Origin of the sequence: Streptomyces capillispiralis, assembly GCF_007829875.1 — a bacterium.
Lineage (GTDB): Bacteria > Actinomycetota > Actinomycetes > Streptomycetales > Streptomycetaceae > Streptomyces > Streptomyces capillispiralis.
In genome coordinates, this window is record NZ_VIWV01000001.1 from 1581918 (window position 1) to 1600823 (window position 18906).

The window sequence follows — 18906 nt, forward strand, 5'->3', positions numbered from 1 at the left end:
ACCGACGTGACGACCGGAGCCACCGTCTGGCTCACGGGTCTGCCGAGCGCCGGCAAGACCACCATCGCCCACGAACTCGCGGGCCGCCTGCGTGAGCGGGGCCGCCGGGTCGAGGTGCTCGACGGCGACGAGATCCGCGAGTTCCTCTCCGCGGGCCTCGGCTTCACCCGCGAGGACCGGCACACCAACGTGCAGCGCATCGGCTTCGTCGCCGAACTGCTCGCCCGCAACGGCGTGACCGCGCTCGTCCCGGTCATCGCCCCGTACGCGGACAGCCGGGACGCGGTCCGCAAGCGGCACGAGGCGAACGGCACGCCGTACGTCGAGGTGCACGTGGCGACCCCGGTCGATGTGTGCTCCGTACGCGACGTGAAGGGCCTGTACGCCAAGCAGGCGGCGGGCGAACTCACCGGGCTCACCGGTGTGGACGACCCGTACGAGGAGCCCGAGACGCCCGATCTGCGGATCGAGTCGCAGCACCAGACCGTGCAGGAGTCCGCGGCGTCGGTGTACGCCCTGCTCAGCGAAAGGGGACTGGCATGACGACGACCGTCGCGACCGTCGAGGAGGGCACGGACAGCCCGTACGCCCTCTCCCACCTGGACGCCCTCGAGTCCGAGGCGGTGCACATCATCCGCGAGGTGGCGGGCGAGTTCGAGAAGCCGGTGATCCTGTTCTCCGGCGGCAAGGACTCCATCCTCATGCTGCACCTGGCGCTGAAGGCGTTCACCCCCGCGCCGGTCCCGTTCTCACTGCTGCACGTCGACACCGGGCACAACTTCCCCGAGGTCCTCGCCTACCGCGACCGCACGGTCGCCGAGCACGGACTGCGGCTGCACGTCGCCTCCGTGCAGGACTACATCGACCGCGGGGTGCTCAAGGAGCGTCCGGACGGCACCCGCAACCCGCTGCAGACCGTGCCGCTCACCGAGAAGATCCAGAGCGAGAGGTTCGACGCCGTCTTCGGCGGCGGACGCCGCGACGAGGAGAAGGCCCGGGCCAAGGAGCGGGTGTTCTCGCTGCGCGACGAGTTCTCCCAGTGGGACCCGCGCCGCCAGCGCCCCGAGCTGTGGAACCTCTACAACGGCCGGCACGCCCCCGGCGAGCACGTCCGCGTGTTCCCGCTGTCCAACTGGACCGAGCTGGACGTGTGGCAGTACATCGCCCGCGAGAACATCGAACTGCCGGAGATCTACTACGCGCACGAGCGCGAGGTGTTCCAGCGGAACAACATGTGGCTGACCGCCGGTGAGTGGGGCGGCCCGAAGGACGGCGAGACGGTCGAGAAGCGGCTGGTGCGCTACCGGACCGTGGGCGACATGTCCTGCACCGGCGCGGTGGACTCCGACGCCGACACCATCGAGAAGGTGATCACCGAGATCGCCGCCTCCCGGCTCACCGAGCGCGGCGCCACGCGCGCCGACGACAAGCTCTCCGAGGCCGCGATGGAAGACCGCAAGCGCGAGGGGTACTTCTAGACATGAGCACCGTCACGGCCGAGGAGCTCTCGGCCACCACCCTGCTGCGGTTCGCCACCGCCGGTTCCGTCGACGACGGCAAGTCCACCCTGGTCGGGCGGCTGCTGCACGACTCCAAGTCGGTCCTCGCCGACCAACTGGAGGCCGTGGAGCGGGCGTCGGCCGGCCGCGGCCAGGACACCCCCGACCTGGCACTGCTCACCGACGGCCTGCGCGCCGAGCGGGAGCAGGGCATCACCATCGACGTGGCCTACCGCTACTTCGCCACGCCGCGGCGCCGGTTCATCCTCGCCGACACCCCGGGCCATGTGCAGTACACCCGCAACATGGTCACCGGAGCCTCGACGGCCGAGCTGACCGTCATCCTGGTCGACGCCCGCAACGGCGTCGTGGAGCAGACCCGTCGGCACGCCGCCATCGCCGCCCTGCTGCGCGTCCCGCACGTCGTCCTCGCCGTCAACAAGATGGACCTGGTCGACTACCGGGAGCCGGTGTTCGCCGCGATCGCCGAGGAGTTCACGGCGTACGCGACCGAACTGGGCGTCCCCGAGGTGACCGCCATCCCGATCTCGGCACTGGCCGGCGACAACGTGGTGGAGCCGTCCGCGCACATGGACTGGTACGGCGGGCCGACCGTGCTGGAGCACCTGGAGACCGTCCCGGTCGCCCACGACCTGGCGCACTGCCACGCCCGGCTGCCCGTGCAGTACGTGATCCGCCCGCAGAGCGCCGAGCACCCCGACTACCGGGGCTATGCCGGGCAGATCGCCGCGGGCACGTTCCGGGTGGGCGACGCGGTGACCGTGCTGCCGTCCGGCCGGACCACGACGATCACCGGGATCGACCTGCTGGGCAAGCCCGTCGACATCGCCTGGACGCCGCAGTCGGTGACGCTGCTGCTGGCCGACGACATCGACATCTCCCGCGGTGACCTGCTCGTCCCCAGCAAGGACGCGCCGGCCACCTCGCAGGACGTCGAGGCCACCGTGTGCCACGTCGCCGACCAGCCGCTGACCGTCGGCCACCGGGTGCTGCTCAAGCACGGCACCCGCACCGTCAAGGCGATCGTGAAGGACATCCCGTCCCGGCTGACGCTGGACGACCTGTCGCTGCACCCGCACCCCGGGCAGCTCACCGCCAACGACATCGGCCGGGTGAAGATCCGCACCGCCGAGCCGCTGCCCGCCGACTCCTACGCGGACTCGCGGCGCACCGGTTCGTTCATCCTCATCGACCCCAGCGACGGCACCACGCTCACCGCGGGCATGGTCGGCGAGTCCTTCGCCGCGCCGGAGCCCGTCAAGGACGCGGCCGACGACGACGGGTGGGACTTCTGAGCATGAACTCCCCCGATTCCCACTCCCTGTTCGCCAAGGAGGGCGGCCGCTTCGGCTGGGGGTCCCCCCGGACGAAGTCCGGGGGAGGCGCCCTGGGGAGCGGGCTGGGCGGGGTGGGGCGATGTGTGCGCTGACGTCCGCGCACCCCTCGCGCGCCCGCACTCCCCGCCGCCGTAGGCGAAAACCCGCCGACCACCCGGCCGCGGTCTGACCGACCGTGACCGCCGGGCCTCCGAGAGGAACACCTCCCGTGCCTGCCACACCAGCCCTGCGCCGCGCCTTCGCGGTCCTGACCGCGCTGCCGCTGCTCGCCCTGGCCGCCTGCGGTTACGGCTCCCAGGCGAAGGACGACGACACCGTCAAGGTCGCCGCCGGGGCGGAGAAGGTCGACGGTCTCGACTCGGTCAGGATCGGCTACTTCGGCAACCTCACCCACGGCACCGCGCTGGTCGGCAACCAGAAGGGCTTCTTCCAGAAGGAGCTCGGCGGTACGGAGGCGAAGTACGCGGTGTTCAACGCGGGGCCGTCGCAGATCGAGGCGCTCAACTCGGGCTCCCTCGACATCGGCTTCATCGGCCCGTCGCCCGCGGTCAACGGCTACACCAGGGCCGGCGGCGAGAACCTGCGGATCGTCGGCGGCGCGGCCTCCGGCGGGGTGAAGCTCGTGGTGGACCCGGACGAGGTGAAGTCGGTCGCGGACGTCGAGGGCAAGCGCATCGCCACGCCGCAGCTCGGCAACACACAGGACGTCGCCTTCCTCCACTGGGCGGCCGAGCAGGGCTGGAAGGTCGACCCGCAGAGCGGCAAGGGCGACGTGACGGTCGTCCGCAGCGACAACAAGGTCACCCCGGACGCCTTCCGGTCCGGTTCGGTCGACGGTGCCTGGGTGCCGGAGCCGACCGCGTCGAAGCTGGTCGCCGAGGGCGGCAAGGTGCTGCTGGACGAGGCGTCCCTGTGGCCGGACGGGAAGTTCGTGATCACGAACATCGTCGTGCGGCAGGAGTTCCTCGAGGAGCACCCGGAGGCGGTCGAGGCGGTGCTGAAGGCGTCCGTCGAGGCCAACCGGTGGATCAACGCCCATCCGGACGAGGCGAAGGCGGCCGCCAACGAGCGGCTGGCGACCGACACCGGCAAGGCGCTGCCCGCCGAGGTGCTGGACCCGGCGTGGGAGTCGATCCGGTTCACCGACGACCCGCTGGCGGCGACCCTCGCCGTGCAGGCGGACCACGCCGTCGAGGCGGGCCTGCTGGAACGGCCCGACCTGGACGGCATCTACGACCTGACGCCGCTCAACAAGGTCCTGAAGGCCGCGGGCGAGCCCGCTGTCGACGACGCCGGTCTCGGCGCCGAGTAAGCCCGCATCCCTACGAGTTCCCAGGAGGTGACGACCATGGCCACGACCCTCGCCAAGGCCGCCGACGGCACCGAGGCGGTCACGCACGCCGCCCGGATCGAGCACGTCTCGAAGTCGTTCGCCGGCCCCGCCGGTCGGCAGCTCGTGCTGGACGACATCACCCTCGATGTCGCGCCCGGTGAGTTCGTCACCCTGCTGGGTGCCTCGGGCTGCGGCAAGTCCACCCTGCTCAACCTGGTCGCGGGGCTCGACCGCCCCACGGCCGGCACCATCACCACCGACGGCCGGCCGGCCCTGATGTTCCAGGAGCACGCCCTCTTCCCGTGGCTGACCGCGGGCAAGAACATCGAGCTCGCCCTGAAGCTGCGCGGTGTCGCCAAGGGCGAGCGCCGCGGCCGCGCCGAGGAGCTGCTGGAACTGGTCCGGCTCAAGGGCGCGTACGGCAAGCGGGTGCACGAGCTGTCCGGCGGTATGCGGCAGCGGGTCGCGATGGCCCGGGCGCTCGCCCAGGAGAGCAACCTGCTGCTGATGGACGAGCCGTTCGCGGCGCTGGACGCCATCACCCGGGACGTGCTGCACGACGAGCTGACCAGGATCTGGCGGGAGACGGGGCTGTCCGTCCTGTTCGTCACGCACAACGTGCGCGAGGCCGTCCGGCTCGCGCAGCGGGTGGTGCTGCTGTCCTCCCGTCCGGGCCGGGTCGCCCGCGAGTGGACGGTCGGCATCCCGCATCCGCGCCGTATCGAGGACACCGCCGTGGCGGAACTGTCCGTCGAGATCACCGAAGAACTCCGTGGGGAGATCCGCCGTCATGGCCAGCACTGAGACGACCGCCAAGGACTCGGGCGACCTCGCCGGTCTGGAGGCGGGACTCGACGCACTGGAGACGGTGCAGACCGGACGCAAGCCGCTGCGGCAGACCTTCGTGGAGAAGATCCTGCCGCCCGTCGTCGCCGTCGCGCTGGTGCTGGCGGGGTGGCAGGCACTGGTCTCCTTCGAGATCGTCGACGACCCGACGAAGCTGCCCGCGCCGGGCGCGGTGTGGGACGTCGTCCGCCAGGCGTGGCTCGAGGGCGAACTGCTCGGCTACATCTGGACCAGCGTCTCGCGCGGCCTGCTCGGCTTCTTCTTCGCGCTGCTGATCGGCACCCCGCTGGGGCTGCTGGTGGCGCGGGTGAGGTTCGTCCGCGCGGCGATCGGCCCCATCCTGTCCGGTCTTCAGTCGCTGCCGTCGGTGGCGTGGGTGCCGCCGGCGGTGATCTGGCTGGGCCTGAACAACCAGATGATGTACGCGGTGATCCTGCTCGGCGCGGTCCCCTCCATCGCGAACGGCCTGGTCTCCGGGGTCGACCAGGTGCCCCCGCTGTTCCTGCGGGCCGGCCGCACGCTGGGCGCGACGGGGCTGAAGGGGACCTGGCACATCGTGCTGCCGGCCGCGCTGCCCGGCTATGTGGCGGGGCTGAAGCAGGGCTGGGCGTTCTCCTGGCGGTCCCTGATGGCCGCCGAGATCATCGCGTCCTTCCCCGACCTCGGCGTGGGCCTCGGCCAGCTGCTGGAGAACGGCCGCAACGCCAGCGACATGGCCATGGTCTTCGAGGCCATCCTGCTGATCCTGACCGTCGGCATCGCGATCGACCTGCTGGTCTTCAGCCCGCTGGAGCGGTGGGTGCTGCGCAGCCGCGGTCTGCTGGTGAAGGGCTGAGGCACATCATGCACCGTCCGGTTCTGCTCGTCATCGCCCACGGCAGCCGCGATCCGCGGCACGCCGCGACCGTGCACGCCCTGGTGCGGCGGGTGCGGTCGCTGCGGTCGGGACTGCGCGTGGAGACCGGCTTCCTGGACTTCAACCTCCCCTCGGTGGAGCGGGTGCTGGAGTCCCTGGCGGCGGAGGGCGTGCGCGACGTGGTCGCCCTGCCCCTGCTGCTGACCCGCGCCTTCCACGCCAAGGCGGACATCCCGGCGGTGCTGGCGCAGGCCCCGTCGCGGCTGCGGATCCGGCAGGCCGAGGTGCTCGGCCCCTCGCCGCTGCTGCTGGCGGCGCTGGAGCGCCGGCTGTACGAGGCGGGCCTGACGCCCGCCGACAAGTCCTCGACCGGGGTCGTGCTGGCCTCGGCGGGGTCCACCGACCCGGAGGCGATCGCAGTGATCGCAGACATCGCGCGGGAGTGGCGGCACACCGGCTGGTGCGCCGTGCGGCCTGCGTTCGCCTCCGCATCCCTTCCCCGCACCGAGCAGGCGGTACGGGAACTGCGCGCCCTCGGCTGCGCGCGCGTCGCCGTCGCGCCCTATGTCCTGGCGCCCGGTTTCCTGCCGGACCGCATCGCCCGGGGCGCGGCGGAGGCGGACGTCCTGGCGGACGTCCTGGGTCCGGCGCCGGAGGTGGCGCGGGTCCTGCTGGAGCGGTACGACCGGGCGCGGACGCCGGTGCTCGCGGCGGTCGGGGCCTGACCGGCCGTCGGTCAGTCGCCGGTGAGTTCGGCGAGTTTCACCACCGTGTTCCAGTTGCGGGTGGTGGCGATCAGGCCCTTCGTGACGCGGGGCGCGGCCAGGAGCGCGGCGAGTTTCGAGCGGCCGAGGCCGCTCGGGGCGTACAGGTAGAGGGCGCGGTCGCCGAGGCGGAACTCCTCGGGGAGGCAGGCCTCCCGGTCGATCCCGGCGAAGCGCTCGGGGGTGACGGGCGCGGAGAAGTAGGTGACGTGGAGCTGCTTGGCCTCCAGGGTGGCGGCCGGGAACGGGCAGGCGTCGACGACGGCCTTCAGATAGGCGTGGTCGCGCACGATCACGTCCACGCCGAAGCCGAAGTTCCGTTCGATCGCCGCCGCCAACTCGGCGGCCAGTGACGCCTCGTCGCCGTGGCCCGCGGTGAATACCGCCTGGCCGCTCTGGAGATGGGTGCGCACCTGCTCGTGGCCCAGTCCCTCCAGGACGGCGCGCAGTTCGGCCATCGGGACTTTCCTGCTGCCGCCCACGTTGATCCCGCGCAGCAGGGCCGCGTATCTCGTCGCCATGGCGACAGCCTAGGTGGCCGTCGTGCCCCGTGGGGGTGGGCACGACGGCCGGGCCGCCTGTGGCGGACGGGCGAAACTCTGGCGGAACGGTGGGGCGTGGATCAACCGGTACACGCGTCTGTGACTTATTCAACAAGGCTGCGGAATGCGCGGGACCGGCTCCCCGGGGCCCCTGAGCACGCCGGTGGATGTAGGGGGCCACCGTCCTCCCCAGTGGGGAGGGGACGGGCGCCGATCGGATGACTCCGGGGTCCGGAGCTTCACCGGGCAGCACGACGATACGGGCTTATCCGGCCCATACCGTCGAAAGCGAAAGGTGGCGGCAGGAGGTCGCTGCCGCACACGCAGGAAGCGAGCCCGTCATGGGGAACGCAGACGCGCGGGTACGGGGCCTCGCCGCCCGGGCAGGCGGCTGGAGCGCCCGGCACCGCTGGGCGGCCGTCGGCATCTGGGTGCTGTTCGTGGTGCTGGCGATGGGACTCGGTTCGGCCGCGGGCCGGGTCGACGTCGGCGACCGCGATCAGCTCAAGGGAGAGACCAGTACCGCCGCCCGCATCATCGAGGAAGCCGGCATCGAGGAGCCGGCCGGCGAGACCGTGCTCGTCCAGGCGAGGGACGGGGGTCTCACGGCCACCGACCGGGAGTTCCGGTCGGCGGTCGCCGCGGTCGTCACGGCCGTGGAGCGGACCGGCGAGGTCACGGACGTCACCTCGCCGTACGAGAGCGGCACCGTGTCGAAGGACGGGCGCAGCGCGCTGGTCCAGTTCGACGTGCGCGGCGACTCGGACACCGCGGGTGACCGGGTCGAGCCGGTGCTGAAGGCCGTGGAGGAGGTCCAGGAGGAACACGAGTCGCTGCGGATCGAGGAGATCGGCGGCGCCAGCATGATGAAGACGTTCGACGACGCGTTCGGCGACGACTTCAAGAAGGCCGAGTACTCGGCGGTGCCGGTGGCCCTCGGCATCCTGCTGATCGCGTTCGGCGCGCTGGTGGCGGCGCTGCTGCCGGTGGCGCTGGCGATCACCGCGATCATGGCGACGATGGGCCTGATGGGCCTGGTCAGCCATCTGCAGCCGATGAGCGAGACCGCGAACTCGGTGATGCTGCTGGTCGGCCTGGCCGTCGGGGTCGACTACTGCCTGTTCTACCTGCGCCGCGAGCGCGAGGAGCGGGCGGCCGGGCGGGACGCGCAGACCGCGCTGCGGGTCGCCGCGGCGACCAGTGGCCGCGCGATCGTCGTCTCCGGTGTCACGGTGTGCGTGGCGATGGCGGGCATGCTGTTCACCGGGCTCGCCGAGTTCGAGGCGATGGGCCTGGCCTCGCTGATGGTCGTGGCGGTCGCCATGGTCGGTTCCGTCACCGTCCTGCCCGCGCTCCTGTCGCTGCTGGGCGAGCGGGTCGAGAAGGGGCGGCTGCCGTTCCTGCGCCGGCGGCGCACCCGTGGCGGCAGCGACAGCCGGTTCTGGTCGGCCGTACTGAAGGGTGTGCTCGCCAAGCCGGTGCTGTCCGTGGTGGTGGCGACGGGTGCGCTGCTGGCCGTCGCGGCTCCCGCGGTCGGGATGAAGACGCAGAACCTCACCCTGGACCAGGAGTTCGGCGACTCGCTGCCGATCGTGCAGACGTACAACCGGGTCAACGAGGCGTTCCCGGGCGGCTCCGAGCCGGCCGAGGTCGTCGTCAAGGCGGACGACATCAACGCGCCCGAGGTGAAGGCGGCGCTCGCCGACTTCCGTGAGCGGGCGATCAGTTCGGGTGCCTCGCGCGGACCGGTCGAGATCAGGCTGCACGACCAGCAGAACGTGGCCTTCGTCTACGTGCCGCTGGTGGGCGGCTCCGACCAGGACGCGGCGGCCGCCAGCCTGGAGAAGCTGCGCGACGAGGTGCGGCCCGCCACGCTCGGCGAGGTGGACGGCGTCGAGGCGCCGGTCACCGGGCAGGTCGCCGGTTCGAAGGACTTCAACGACCAGGTGGTCGGTTCCGTCGTCCCGGTCTTCGCCTTCGTGGTGGTCTTCGCCTTCCTGGTGATGCTGCTGTCGTTCCGCTCGCTGACGGTCGCGGTCACCTCGATCGTGCTGAACCTGCTGTCGGTGGGTGCCGCGTACGGCATCCTCGTGGCGGTCTTCCAGCACGGCTGGGGCGCGTCCCTGGTGGGCGCGGAGGGCGTCGGCGCGATCATCACCTGGCTGCCGCTGTTCCTGTTCGTGATCCTGTTCGGGCTGTCGACGGACTACCACGTGTTCGTGGTCTCCCGGATCCGCGAGGCCCGGCTGCGGGGCCGGACGACGCGGGACGCGGTCCGGCACGGGGTGGTCACCACGGCCGGTGTGGTCACCAGCGCCGCCGTCATCATGGTCGCCGTGTTCGCGATCTTCGGGACGCTGTCCATGCAGTCCATGAAGCAGATGGGCGTCGGCCTCGCGGCGGCGGTGCTCATCGACGCGACGGTCATCCGCGGTGTGCTGCTGCCGGCGGTGATGACGCTGCTCGGCGAGCGCAACTGGTACCTGCCGAAGTGGCTGCACCGGATGCCCGACCTGACGCACGACGAGTCCCCGGAGGCGGTGGCGCCGTCGAAGGCCCGGGAGGACGAGGGCGAGCGGGTGCCGGTGTGATCCGGCGGGCGTGACGAGGGCCAGGCGGTTCTCCGCCTGGCCCTTCTTCGTGGGTGGGGGTGGGTCGCGCCGCCCGGTGCTTCCGGGATGCCGCCGCGCCCGCGGTCACGTCAGCGTGCCGGCAGCTCCGCCTCGATCAGGTCGGCCGCCCTGCGCGTGCCGCCCTCCCGGGCCATCCCGGCCTGGATGTCCTTCAGCCGCCGGGCGACCTCCGGGTCGTCGACGAGGGCGAGGGCCGCCGCCCGCAGCACCTCGGCGTCCGCCTCGTCCGCCGGGACGTGCCGGGCCACCCCGAGCCCCTGGAGCATGTCGGCGTTGCCGAACTGGTCCACGGCCTGCGGTACGGCGATCATCGGCGTGGCCGTGGCCAGCCCCTCCTGGCTGCCGCCGGCCCCGGCGTGGGTGACGAACAGGTCGGCCTGCCGGAGGATCGCGAGCTGCGGCACCCAGGACCGCACCTCGACGTTCTCCGGCACTTCGCCCAGGTCGGCGGGGCCGACGTGCCGGCCGACCTGGAGCACCAGGTGCCAGCCGGGCAGGTCGCCGAAGGCCTTGACGCACTCCCGGTAGAAGGCGGGCTGCTTGGTGAACGCCGAGCCGAGCGACACCAGCACGACCTTCTCCGCGCCGGCGGGACGCTGCCAGTCGCCCTCGGCGGCACGGTCGCCCTGGCAGGCCCCGACGAAGGAGTACGTCCGCTCGTCGACGCGGTCGGCGTGCGGTTGCAGCGCCTTGGGGATCAGGACGATCGAGCGGTCGGGACGGCCCGCGAAGTCGTCCGGGTGCAGGGTGATGCCGTTCTCCTCCAGCCAGGCGTGGAAGCGGGCGTAGTAGGCCTTCCCCCGTTCGGTCTTCTTCGGCTCGGCCCACAGGGGCTCGGCGACCTCCCGCTCGTAGCCGTCCCAGGCGACCAGGTTCGGGGAGAGGGAGATCGCGGGCACGCCCCAGCGGTGGGCGAGCACGCGGGCCGGGTAGGAGGTGATGTCGTGCAGGACGAGGTCCGGTTCGTCCCCGTCGTAGGCCTCGATCAGCTGCGGGAGTGCCTGGATCGCGTCGGCCAGGAACGGCTCGACGTTGTCCAGCAAGGTGCTGCCCCAGGCCTCGGGATCGGCCTCGGGGCCCGGCAGCGTACTGGTCCACGGCCTGGGTTCGGCCCCGGTTTCGGCGACCTTCTCGGCGAAGACCGGCGGGATGGCGTACGTCACCCGGTGCCCCCGCGCCACGAGCTCGCGGATCACCTCCAGGCTGGGGTTCACGTGGCCGTGGGCGGCGATGGAGAACATGGCGATGTGAGCGGGACTGGTCATGCCCCGACCGTAAGCGAGACGATACGTCTCGTGCAACTTGTTTCCGATCACCGGCCCAGCACCTCGTGCAGCAGCAGCCACTGCTCCGGTGTCGCCGCGCCGACCAGGACCCCCGGGTCCAGCCGCGCGGCCCGGAACGCGGCGTCCACCCGCCGCCGCGGAAACGCCCGGCGCAGGGAGGCGTGCAGTGAGCCGCCGACCCCGGAGAAGCCCAGCTCGACGAGCCGGCACCAGCCGTCGTACGCGGCGCCGTCGAGCAGCGGGGCGGGGCGGCGCTCGATCCGCACGACACCGGCGTCGACCCGCGGCACGGGACGGAAGGAGCGCCGGCCGACCCGTGCGAGCAGCCGCCACTGGTAGCGGGGCCAGGTCAGCACCGTGAGCCGGGTCCAGCCGCCGTAGTCGCCGGTGCGTTTGCGGGCGTACTCGAGCTGGGTGAGGAGGGTGGCGTCGGTGAGTCGGGGTGCCCGCAGGCACCAGTCGACGACGGCCGCGGTCCGGGAGAACGGCACGTTCCCTGCGAGGGAGAACGGCGTGCGGGGCGGGCGCGCGGCGAGGAAGTCGGCGCCGACGACGCGGACGTGGGGGGTGCCGGAGAAGCGGCCGCGCAGCTCGCGCACGAGCCGCGGGTCGATCTCGTAGGCGTGCAGCCGCCGGCAGAGCGGCGCCAGGGTGTCGGTCAACGCGCCCTTGCCCGCGCCGACTTCGAGCAACAGCGGGACGGGTCCGCCGTGCGGGACGGCGAGGCGGGCGAAACGTTCGGCGGTCGCGCGGTCGGCGAGGAAGTTCTGCGAGAGCGCGCGCGAGGTGGCGGAGGGGCGGGCCATGGCCTGCGGTCCTTGTCTTCCGTGAAGGGGAAAAAGGGCAGACGAGTGCCCTGACCGGAAGACGGAGGAAGGAAGGGGGAGGCGTGCGAACGGCGGTCGCGCCGGATCAGCGGGCGGTGCTCCCCGGGCCGGTCAGGGCTCCGGGGCCACGACGCATCCGGATGGAGTGCGTGCAGCCCCGGCCGGGACCGGAGTTGATGATCGCATTGAACGCTGCCACGCACCGCACGCTAGAGGGCGTGCGTGAGCGGGTGCAACGGGTTTTCCGGCGCGGTCAGCGCTGGTAGCGGGCCAGGACCAGGTTGCCGTCCTCCTCCAGCCGCTCCCGCAGCTCGTCGAGTCCGATCGCGCCGCTGTAGTACTCCTGCAGCGCCGGGGTCGCCACCTTGTCCTTCCACTCGGGGTAGCCCCGCACGGTCTGGGCGGGGGCGGGGCGCAGGTGGTCCGCGAGGGCCGTGCCGACGGCCCAGCCGTGGTCGGCGGTGTGCAGGGCGGGGTGGGCGAGGGCCTGCCGGCCGGTGGGCAGCATCCAGTCCCCGAGGGCGAGCCGGACCGTGTTCTCCGGCCGGAGGAGGAAGTCCAGGAAGGCCACGGCCTCCTCCTTGTGCGGGCAGTCCTCGGCGACGGACAGCGTCTGCGGGCTGACGCCCTGGGTGAGTCCGCCGGCCCCGGCCGGGGCGGGCAGCACCTGCCAGTCGAAGCCCTCCGGCGCCTGCTGGACGATCTGCTGGCGGTAGGAGAAGCCGAGCGGCACCATCGCGTACTTCCCGGCGAAGAAGCCGGGCAGGGTGTCGGAGCCGCCGCTGCCGAGCGTGGTGGGCGAGGCGCTGCGGTCGGTGTTCACCTGCGCGTGGACGGTGCGCGGGACGACCTCGTCGCCCTCCTCGAAGCGCACCGTCACCTTGCCGTCGGCGCCCCGGTGGAAGAGCCGGCCGCCGGCCGAGAGGGACAGGTTGAGCGTGGCGGACACGGGCTCCTTGAGCGGCCATGCGACGCCGTACGTCCCCTCGCCGCTCAGCCGCTCGGTGACCCGGCGGAACTCGCCCCAGCTCCAGGGGTCCTCGGGGGTGGGGACGCGGACGCCGGACTCCCTCAGCCGGGTGGCGTTGGCGATGAGCACGCGCGGTTCCTGGAGGAAGGGCACGCCGTGGATGCCGTCCTTGAAGGTGACGGTCTCCCAGCCGCTGGGCGGGATGTCGGCCTTCAGCCGCTCGGGCAGCAGGTCGGTGAGATCGGCGAGGTGGCCGCCGTAGGCGAAGTCGGCGAGGTCGTCGGAGGCGTCGTGGATGATGTCGGGGGCCTCGCCGCCCTCGAAGGACGTGAGGAGCTGGTCGTGGACGCTGTCCCAGCTGCCCTGGACGTACTCCACCCGGACGTCCGGGTGGGCGGCGTTCCACTCGTCGACCAGTTCCCTGGTGGCCTCGACGGACTCCTGCTGCCAGGCGAGGGACTGGAAGCGCAGGGTGATCCGCCCGTCGTCCCGGGTGCCGCCGGAGGAGCAGCCCGCCAGGAGCAGGGTGACGGCGAGCAGCGTCACGAGGATCCTGGTCCGCATCAGCTCTTCACCGCCCCGGCGAGCATGCCGCTCGTGATCCGCCGCTGGATGACCGCGAAGACGACCAGGGAGGGCAGCGTCGCGAGGAACGCGGCGGCCGCCAGCGGGCCGAGGTCGGCGACTCCCTCGGCCCCGATGAAGTGGGTGAGGACGACCGGCAGGGTCTGTTTCTCCGGTGTCTTGAGCAGGACGAGGGCGAAGAAGAACTCGTTCCACGCGGTGACGAAGGCGAACAGCGCGGTCGCCACGATCCCCGGCGCGAGCAGCGGCGCGGTCACCGACACCAGGGTACGCAGCCGCCCGGCCCCGTCGACGGCCGCCGCCTCCTCCAGCTCGGCCGGCACGGCGCGGACGTATCCCACGAGCATCCACAGGGCGAAGGGCAGCGCCCAGACCACGTAGACCATCACCAGGCCGGGCACGGAGTCGATCAGCCGCAGGTTCTTCAGCACCAGGAACAGCGGGATGATCAGCAGCACGAACGGGAACGCCTGGCTGACCACCACCCAGCCGGTCGCGGCCCGGGTGAGCGCGGTGCGCCGGCGGGCCATGACGTACGCCATCGGTGTGGCGACGACGACGGCGACGACGGCCGCCGAGAGCGCGGCGAGCAGGGAGTTGAGGGCGGCCCGCAGCAGCGGCTGTTCGTCGAAGGCCTGGCGGAAGTTGGCGAGGGTGGGGTCGCGGGGGATCCAGGTCGGGTGCAGACCGGCCAGCTCGGCCGGTGGCTTGAGCGCGGTCGAGAGCAGCCAGAGGAACGGGAACGCCAGGAAGACGAGGTAGGCGAGGAGTGCGGCGTACTGGCCGGCGCGGGCCGCGGTGCTGGTCCTCATGCCTCGTCACCTCCCCGGAGCCGGCCGGCGAGGAAGACGGCCAGCAGGATCGAGACCGCGGCGACCATGACACAGCCCATCGCCGCCGCGTAGCCGAACTGACCGTAGCGGAAGGCCTCTTCGTAGGCGAAGAGCATGGGCAGCCGGGTGCGTCCGCCGGGCCCGCCCTGGGTCAGCACGTAGACCAGGGCGAAGGAGTTGAAGTTCCAGATCAGGTTGAGCGCGGTGATGGCGAGGGCGACGGGGCGCAGGGCGGGCCAGGTGACCGTGCGGAAGCGGCGCCAGGCGCCGGCGCCGTCCACCGCCGCCGCCTCGTGCAGCTCGCGCGGGGTGTTCTGGAGCCCGGCGAGCAGTGCCACGGTCGTCTGGGGCATGCCGGCCCACACGCCCACGACGATCACCGCGGGCAGGGCGGTCGCCAGGCCGCTGAGCCAGTCGCGGTCGCCGCCGAGGCCGAGGTCGCGCAGCGTCTCGTTGAGGACGCCCGCGTCCGGGTTGTAGACGATCCGCCACATGATGCCGACGACCACCTCGGGCATCGCCCAGGGGACGATCGCCAGGGCGCGGGCCGCCCAGCGCAGTCTCAGGTCCTGGTGGAGCAGGAGGGCGAGGCCGAGGGCGAGCAGGAACTGCGGCACCGTCACCCCGACCGCCCACACCAGTCCGATGCGGAACGACTCCCAGAACAGGGTGTCGTGCAGCAGGTCCTGGAAGTTGAGGGTGCCGATCCACCGGGTGGGCTCGGTCCGGCCCGACTGGGCGTCGGTGAAGGCCAGCAGGATGCCGTAGAGCAGCGGGCCCACGCTGAGGACGAGGATCGGGATCAGCGCGGGCAGCACCAGGAACCACGGGCCGTGGTCGACGACGCGCCGCGGGGGGCGGCCCGGGTCGGGCGCGCGGGGCGCGGGTTTCCTCACCTCGGTCACCGATGTCACGGAATCAGCCCCTTTGCGCGGCTCGGTCGGGCCAGGTCATGGTCGTGAAGGCGGTCCGCCTCGTCAAGGCACCGCGCACACGCGCGACCTGTGCGAATGGGACACTGGCGCCGGGATGGCCGGATCGCGGCGGTGTCCGCGCGGCAGGGGCCGAGGGGCCGGCCGTGCGGCGGCGGGGCGAGCGGCCCGCCGGCAGGCGGCACGATCGGATGCGGACGGACACGGAGGCGGACGGACATGGACGAGGCGCGGGCGCGGGACGTCCTGGCGGCGGCCGGGGTGCTGCCCGGTGCGGGACGGGACGCGCGGCTGCTCGCCCTCGGCGAGAACGCGGTGTTCGCCGCCGGTGACCTGGTCGTCAAGGTGGGCCGCGACGCCGAACTGCTGGACCGCGCCCGCCGGGAGCTGGCCGTCGCGGGGTGGCTGGCGGCGGAGGGCGTGCCGGCGGTGCGGCCGGCCGAGCCGACGGCGGCGCTGGTCGAGGGGCACCCGGTGACCGTGTGGCACCGGCTGCCGGAACCGGTGCGGCCCGCCGGGCCCCGGGATCTGGCCGCGCTGCTGCGGCTGGTCCACGCACTGCCCGCTCCCCCCTTCGCGCTGCCGCCCCGCGAGCTGCTGGGCGGTGTGGAACGCTGGCTGCGGCTCGCGGGCGATGCGATCGACCCGGCGGACGCCGCGTACCTGCGCGCGCGGCGGGACGGTTTCGCGTCGGCCGCCGCGGCGCTGACGCCCCGTCTGCCGCCCGGCCCCATCCACGGGGACGCGCTGCCCCGCAATGTGCACATCGGGCCGGACGGGCCGGTCCTGGTCGACCTGGAGACCTTCTCGGCCGATCTGCGCGAGCACGACCTGGTGGTCATGGCCCTCTCCCACGACCGCTACGGGCTGCCGGACGAGGCGTACGCCTCGTTCACCGGGACCTACGGCTGGGACGTACGCGAGTGGGAGGGCTGCTCGGTGCTGCGCGGGGCGCGGGAGACGGCCAGCTGCGCCTGGGTCGCCCAGCACGCGCCGGGCAACCCCAAGGCGCTGGCCGAGTTCGCACGGCGGGTGGCGTCCCTGCGGGACGGGGACGAGTCCGTGCGCTGGTACCCCTTCTGAGCGGCACGGGGGCGCCTGCGGTCCCGTGGGCCGGGGCGGGGCGCTCCCGCCCGGCCGGGCGCCCGGGGCCGCGTGCGCGCGGCTGTCACACGGGCTCGCCGGCCGGCTCCCGCAGCGGCCAGGTGCCGTCGACCATCGCCGTGGCGTCGCCCTTGCGGCGCAGGAAGTCCTGGAAGTCCGCCGCCCACCGCGCGTACCACTCGATCTGACGGCGGTGCAGCTCCGCCGGGCCGAGGGCCGCGACCTTGGGGTGGCGGACGGCTATCGCGCAGGCCAGCCGGGCCGCGGCCAGGGCGTCGGCGGTCGCGTCGTGGGCGGCGTCGAGGACGACGCCGTACTCCGCGCAGACCGCCTCCAGGTTGCGCTTGCCGCGGCGGTAGCGGTCGACGGACCGGTCGATGGTGTACGGGTCGATGACCGGCGCCGGGTCGCCGCCGCCCAGGCGGTCGCTCAGGGACGGCAGTCCGTGGCGCCGCAGCTCGGCGGAGAGCAGGGTCAGATCGAAGGCGGCGTTGTAGGCGACGACCGGGACGCCCGTCTTCCAGTAGCCCGTGAGGACGTCGGCGACGGCGTCGGCGACCCGGTCGGCGGGGCGGCCCTCGGCGGCCGCCCGCTCGCTGCTGATGCCGTGGACGGCCACCGCGTCCTCGGGGATCGGCACGCCCGGGTCGGCCAGCCATTCCCGGCGGCCCACCGGCTCCCCCGCCCTGACCTCGATCACGGCTGCCGTGACGATCCGTGCCTCGCGCGGGTCGGTACCCGTCGTCTCCAGGTCGAAGCCGATCAGCAGCTCCCGGTGCCAGCCCATGGCTGCCCCCCTTCTGTGTGGTGCGTTCCCCCAGTGGTCTCCACCCTCGCACGCACCACTGACAATCGGGGGATCGCGTTCCGCTTACCGGCCGGAGCAGGTCACCACAGGCCGTCCCAGCCGGGGGCGTTCACGACACCGGGCGCGAATCCGTCCACATCAGCTCGAACTCCTCGCGGTAGGTGGGGAACAGCCCGCCCTCGTCGACTTCGCCCGGCTTGACCACTTTGGTCCCGTTGCGCAGGACCAGCACCGGGGCCTCCATCCCCCGGGAGCGGCGCAGATGGTTCTGCACGACCGCGATGCCGTCCGACCCGTCGCCGTCCACCAGGTAGGCCGTGCAGCGGGGCGTCTCGTCGTACACCTGGATCTCGAAGGCGCCCGGGTCGCGCAGCCGGGACCGCACCCGGCGCATGTGCAGGATGTTCATCTCGACGGCGCGGGCGAGCTCGCCGCGCTTGAGGCCGAGTTCGCGCTCACGGCGCTTGACCGCGCTGGAGGCCGGGTTCAGGAACAGCAGCCGCACCCGGCAGCCGGACTCCGCGAGCCGCACCAGCCGACGCCCGGAGAAGTTCTGCACCAGCAGGTTGAGGCCGATGCCGAGGGCGTCGAGCCGGCGGGCCCCGCCGAAGATGTCCTCGGCCGGGAACTGCCGCAGCAGCCGCACCCGGTCCGGGTGGACGGCGACGACGTCGGCGTACCGGTCGCCGACCAGGTCCTCGACCGCGTCCACGGGCAGCCGGCGCGCGGACGGCACGTCGCCGCCGGCGCCGAGCATCTCCAGCAGCCGCGCGGAGGCCCGTTCGGCCTGGCTGAGGACCGCCTCGGACAGCGCGCGGTTGCGGGAGACGACGTTCCGGGTGACCTCCAGCTCGTCCAGGGCCAGCTCGACGTCCCGGCGGTCGTCGAAGTACGGCTCGAAGCACGGCCAGTGCTGCACCATCAGCTCGCGCAGCTGCGGCAGGGTGAGGAACGACAGCACGTTGTCGTCGGCCGGGTCGAGCAGATAGCCCTTGCGGCGGCTGACCTCGCGCACCGCGACCGCGCGCTGCACCCATTCCTGCCCGGCGGGGCCCGCGGCGGCCACCACCCAGTCGTCGCCGTGCACGGGCTCGTACACGGGACGCAGCACGGCGGCCACGACCGCGCGCAGCCGCTGCTCGACCAGGTTCAGCCAGATGTAGGCGCGGCCGGCCCGCTGGGCGCGGGTGCGCACCTCGCGCCAGGCGTCGGCGCCCCAGTCCAGCTCCGGCCCGATCGAGCCCGCGTCCATCGGCCGTGCCAGGGACACCGCACCGGGCGGGACGTCCGTGGAACCACTCCCCTCGTGACCCTCGTCACCAGGGGGCAGTTCCAGCCCTCCCGAGCCCACCCGCGCACCGCCTTCCGCTCCCCCGAGCACTCCCGTCCCGACGATCAAGGAGACTACTCCGCAAGCGGTGCGCGGTGCAGCCCGATGGACAGGGTCGTTTCCCAACTTCCGCCATCCACGCGACCGTTCCGCCGCGGGACCGCACCGGGAGTGAGCCGATTCATAGCGCCGGCCCCGCGACGGCCGGACACAACGCCCCACCGCGGGACGGAAATCGGCCGGCACGACCGGCCCCGGCCGGGTCCCGGCGCCGCCGTCGGGCGTCGCGGCCGAACACCGGGACGCCCCCTCCTCGCCTCCGGCCACCGGGGTCGCCCGCCCGGCCGGCGCGCCGGGGGGCGGCGTCCCGCACGCCCCTTCCCGGTCCCGTCGGCCGGGG

The 18906-nt window shown here is 72.9% G+C and carries 17 protein-coding genes; 9 read left to right on the top strand and 8 right to left on the bottom strand.

Annotated features, from left to right (window positions below; translation table 11 throughout):
* The first annotated feature begins 6 nt into the window (after nucleotides 1-6).
* The 7 genes from cysC to FHX78_RS06410 all read left to right on the top strand — a co-directional run bounded on the left by cysC (nucleotide 7) and on the right by FHX78_RS06410 (nucleotide 6617).
* Nucleotides 7-543, top strand: coding sequence for an adenylyl-sulfate kinase (gene cysC / locus FHX78_RS06375; protein WP_145866491.1), 537 nt, complete (start codon nucleotides 7-9; stop codon nucleotides 541-543).
* Entirely contained in the window at nucleotides 540-1478 is a 939-nt protein-coding gene (gene cysD / locus FHX78_RS06380; protein WP_145866492.1) for a sulfate adenylyltransferase subunit CysD, read from the top strand. Before cysC ends, cysD begins: the two co-directional genes overlap by 4 nt.
* 2 nt (nucleotides 1479-1480) lie before the next feature.
* Nucleotides 1481-2815 (top strand): sulfate adenylyltransferase subunit 1, encoded by a 1335-nt coding sequence (locus tag FHX78_RS06385; RefSeq protein ID WP_145866493.1) that lies wholly within the window; start codon nucleotides 1481-1483, stop codon nucleotides 2813-2815.
* 250 nt (nucleotides 2816-3065) lie between these two features.
* The gene (locus FHX78_RS06395; RefSeq protein WP_145866495.1) at nucleotides 3066-4169 is read left to right on the top strand and encodes an aliphatic sulfonate ABC transporter substrate-binding protein; all 1104 of its coding nucleotides are present in this window, start codon (nucleotides 3066-3068) and stop codon (nucleotides 4167-4169) included.
* 36 nt (nucleotides 4170-4205) lie between these two features.
* Entirely contained in the window at nucleotides 4206-4994 is a 789-nt protein-coding gene (locus tag FHX78_RS06400; RefSeq protein ID WP_145866496.1) for an ABC transporter ATP-binding protein, read from the top strand.
* Nucleotides 4981-5871, top strand: a complete 891-nt coding sequence (locus FHX78_RS06405; RefSeq protein WP_145866497.1) for an ABC transporter permease — start codon at nucleotides 4981-4983, stop codon at nucleotides 5869-5871. Before FHX78_RS06400 ends, FHX78_RS06405 begins: the two co-directional genes overlap by 14 nt.
* 8 nt (nucleotides 5872-5879) lie before the next feature.
* A complete protein-coding gene (locus FHX78_RS06410; RefSeq protein ID WP_145866498.1) occupies nucleotides 5880-6617 on the top strand; it encodes a sirohydrochlorin chelatase in 738 nt (245 codons plus the stop codon).
* 11 nt (nucleotides 6618-6628) lie between these two features.
* Here FHX78_RS06410 and FHX78_RS06415 read toward each other — a convergent pair whose 3' ends face one another.
* Entirely contained in the window at nucleotides 6629-7177 is a 549-nt protein-coding gene (locus FHX78_RS06415) for a DUF1697 domain-containing protein (protein ID WP_145866499.1), read from the bottom strand.
* A 362-nt stretch (nucleotides 7178-7539) separates the two neighbouring features.
* On the opposite strand from FHX78_RS06415, the gene FHX78_RS06420 reads away from it, so the two are divergent.
* Nucleotides 7540-9789, top strand: a complete 2250-nt coding sequence (locus FHX78_RS06420; protein ID WP_145866500.1) for an MMPL family transporter — start codon at nucleotides 7540-7542, stop codon at nucleotides 9787-9789.
* A gap of 110 nt (nucleotides 9790-9899) precedes the next feature.
* On the opposite strand, the gene mgt is transcribed toward FHX78_RS06420, so the two are convergent.
* The 5 genes from mgt to FHX78_RS06445 all read right to left on the bottom strand — a co-directional run bounded on the left by mgt (nucleotide 9900) and on the right by FHX78_RS06445 (nucleotide 15246).
* Nucleotides 9900-11096: a macrolide-inactivating glycosyltransferase gene (mgt, locus tag FHX78_RS06425; RefSeq protein ID WP_373313035.1), complete on the bottom strand. Its 1197-nt coding sequence runs from the start codon at nucleotides 11094-11096 to the stop codon at nucleotides 9900-9902.
* A gap of 47 nt (nucleotides 11097-11143) precedes the next feature.
* Nucleotides 11144-11923, bottom strand: coding sequence for an ErmE/ErmH/ErmO/ErmR family 23S rRNA (adenine(2058)-N(6))-methyltransferase (gene erm / locus FHX78_RS06430; RefSeq protein WP_145866502.1), 780 nt, complete (start codon nucleotides 11921-11923; stop codon nucleotides 11144-11146).
* Nucleotides 11924-12197: 274 nt separating this feature from the next.
* On the bottom strand, nucleotides 12198-13478 hold the full coding sequence (locus FHX78_RS06435) for an ABC transporter substrate-binding protein (RefSeq protein ID WP_145866503.1): 1281 nt from the start codon (nucleotides 13476-13478) through the stop codon (nucleotides 12198-12200).
* On the bottom strand, nucleotides 13478-14311 hold the full coding sequence (locus FHX78_RS06440; protein ID WP_145866504.1) for a carbohydrate ABC transporter permease: 834 nt from the start codon (nucleotides 14309-14311) through the stop codon (nucleotides 13478-13480). The genes FHX78_RS06435 and FHX78_RS06440 overlap by 1 nt, the downstream gene beginning before the upstream one ends.
* Nucleotides 14308-15246, bottom strand: coding sequence for a carbohydrate ABC transporter permease (locus FHX78_RS06445; RefSeq protein ID WP_145866505.1), 939 nt, complete (start codon nucleotides 15244-15246; stop codon nucleotides 14308-14310). Before FHX78_RS06445 ends, FHX78_RS06440 begins: the two co-directional genes overlap by 4 nt.
* Before the next feature lie 237 nt (nucleotides 15247-15483).
* Here FHX78_RS06445 and FHX78_RS06450 point away from each other — a divergent pair, with 237 nt between their 5' ends.
* Nucleotides 15484-16347 (top strand): phosphotransferase enzyme family protein, encoded by an 864-nt coding sequence (locus tag FHX78_RS06450; RefSeq protein ID WP_145866506.1) that lies wholly within the window; start codon nucleotides 15484-15486, stop codon nucleotides 16345-16347.
* An 85-nt stretch (nucleotides 16348-16432) separates the two neighbouring features.
* Here the strand turns inward: FHX78_RS06450 and FHX78_RS06455 are convergent, their stop codons facing one another.
* Both FHX78_RS06455 and FHX78_RS06460 read right to left on the bottom strand, forming a co-directional pair.
* Entirely contained in the window at nucleotides 16433-17155 is a 723-nt protein-coding gene (locus FHX78_RS06455; protein WP_145866507.1) for a 3'-5' exonuclease, read from the bottom strand.
* 130 nt (nucleotides 17156-17285) lie between these two features.
* Nucleotides 17286-18557: an SAV2148 family HEPN domain-containing protein gene (locus tag FHX78_RS06460; RefSeq protein ID WP_189908597.1), complete on the bottom strand. Its 1272-nt coding sequence runs from the start codon at nucleotides 18555-18557 to the stop codon at nucleotides 17286-17288.
* Nucleotides 18558-18906: the final 349 nt, after the last annotated feature.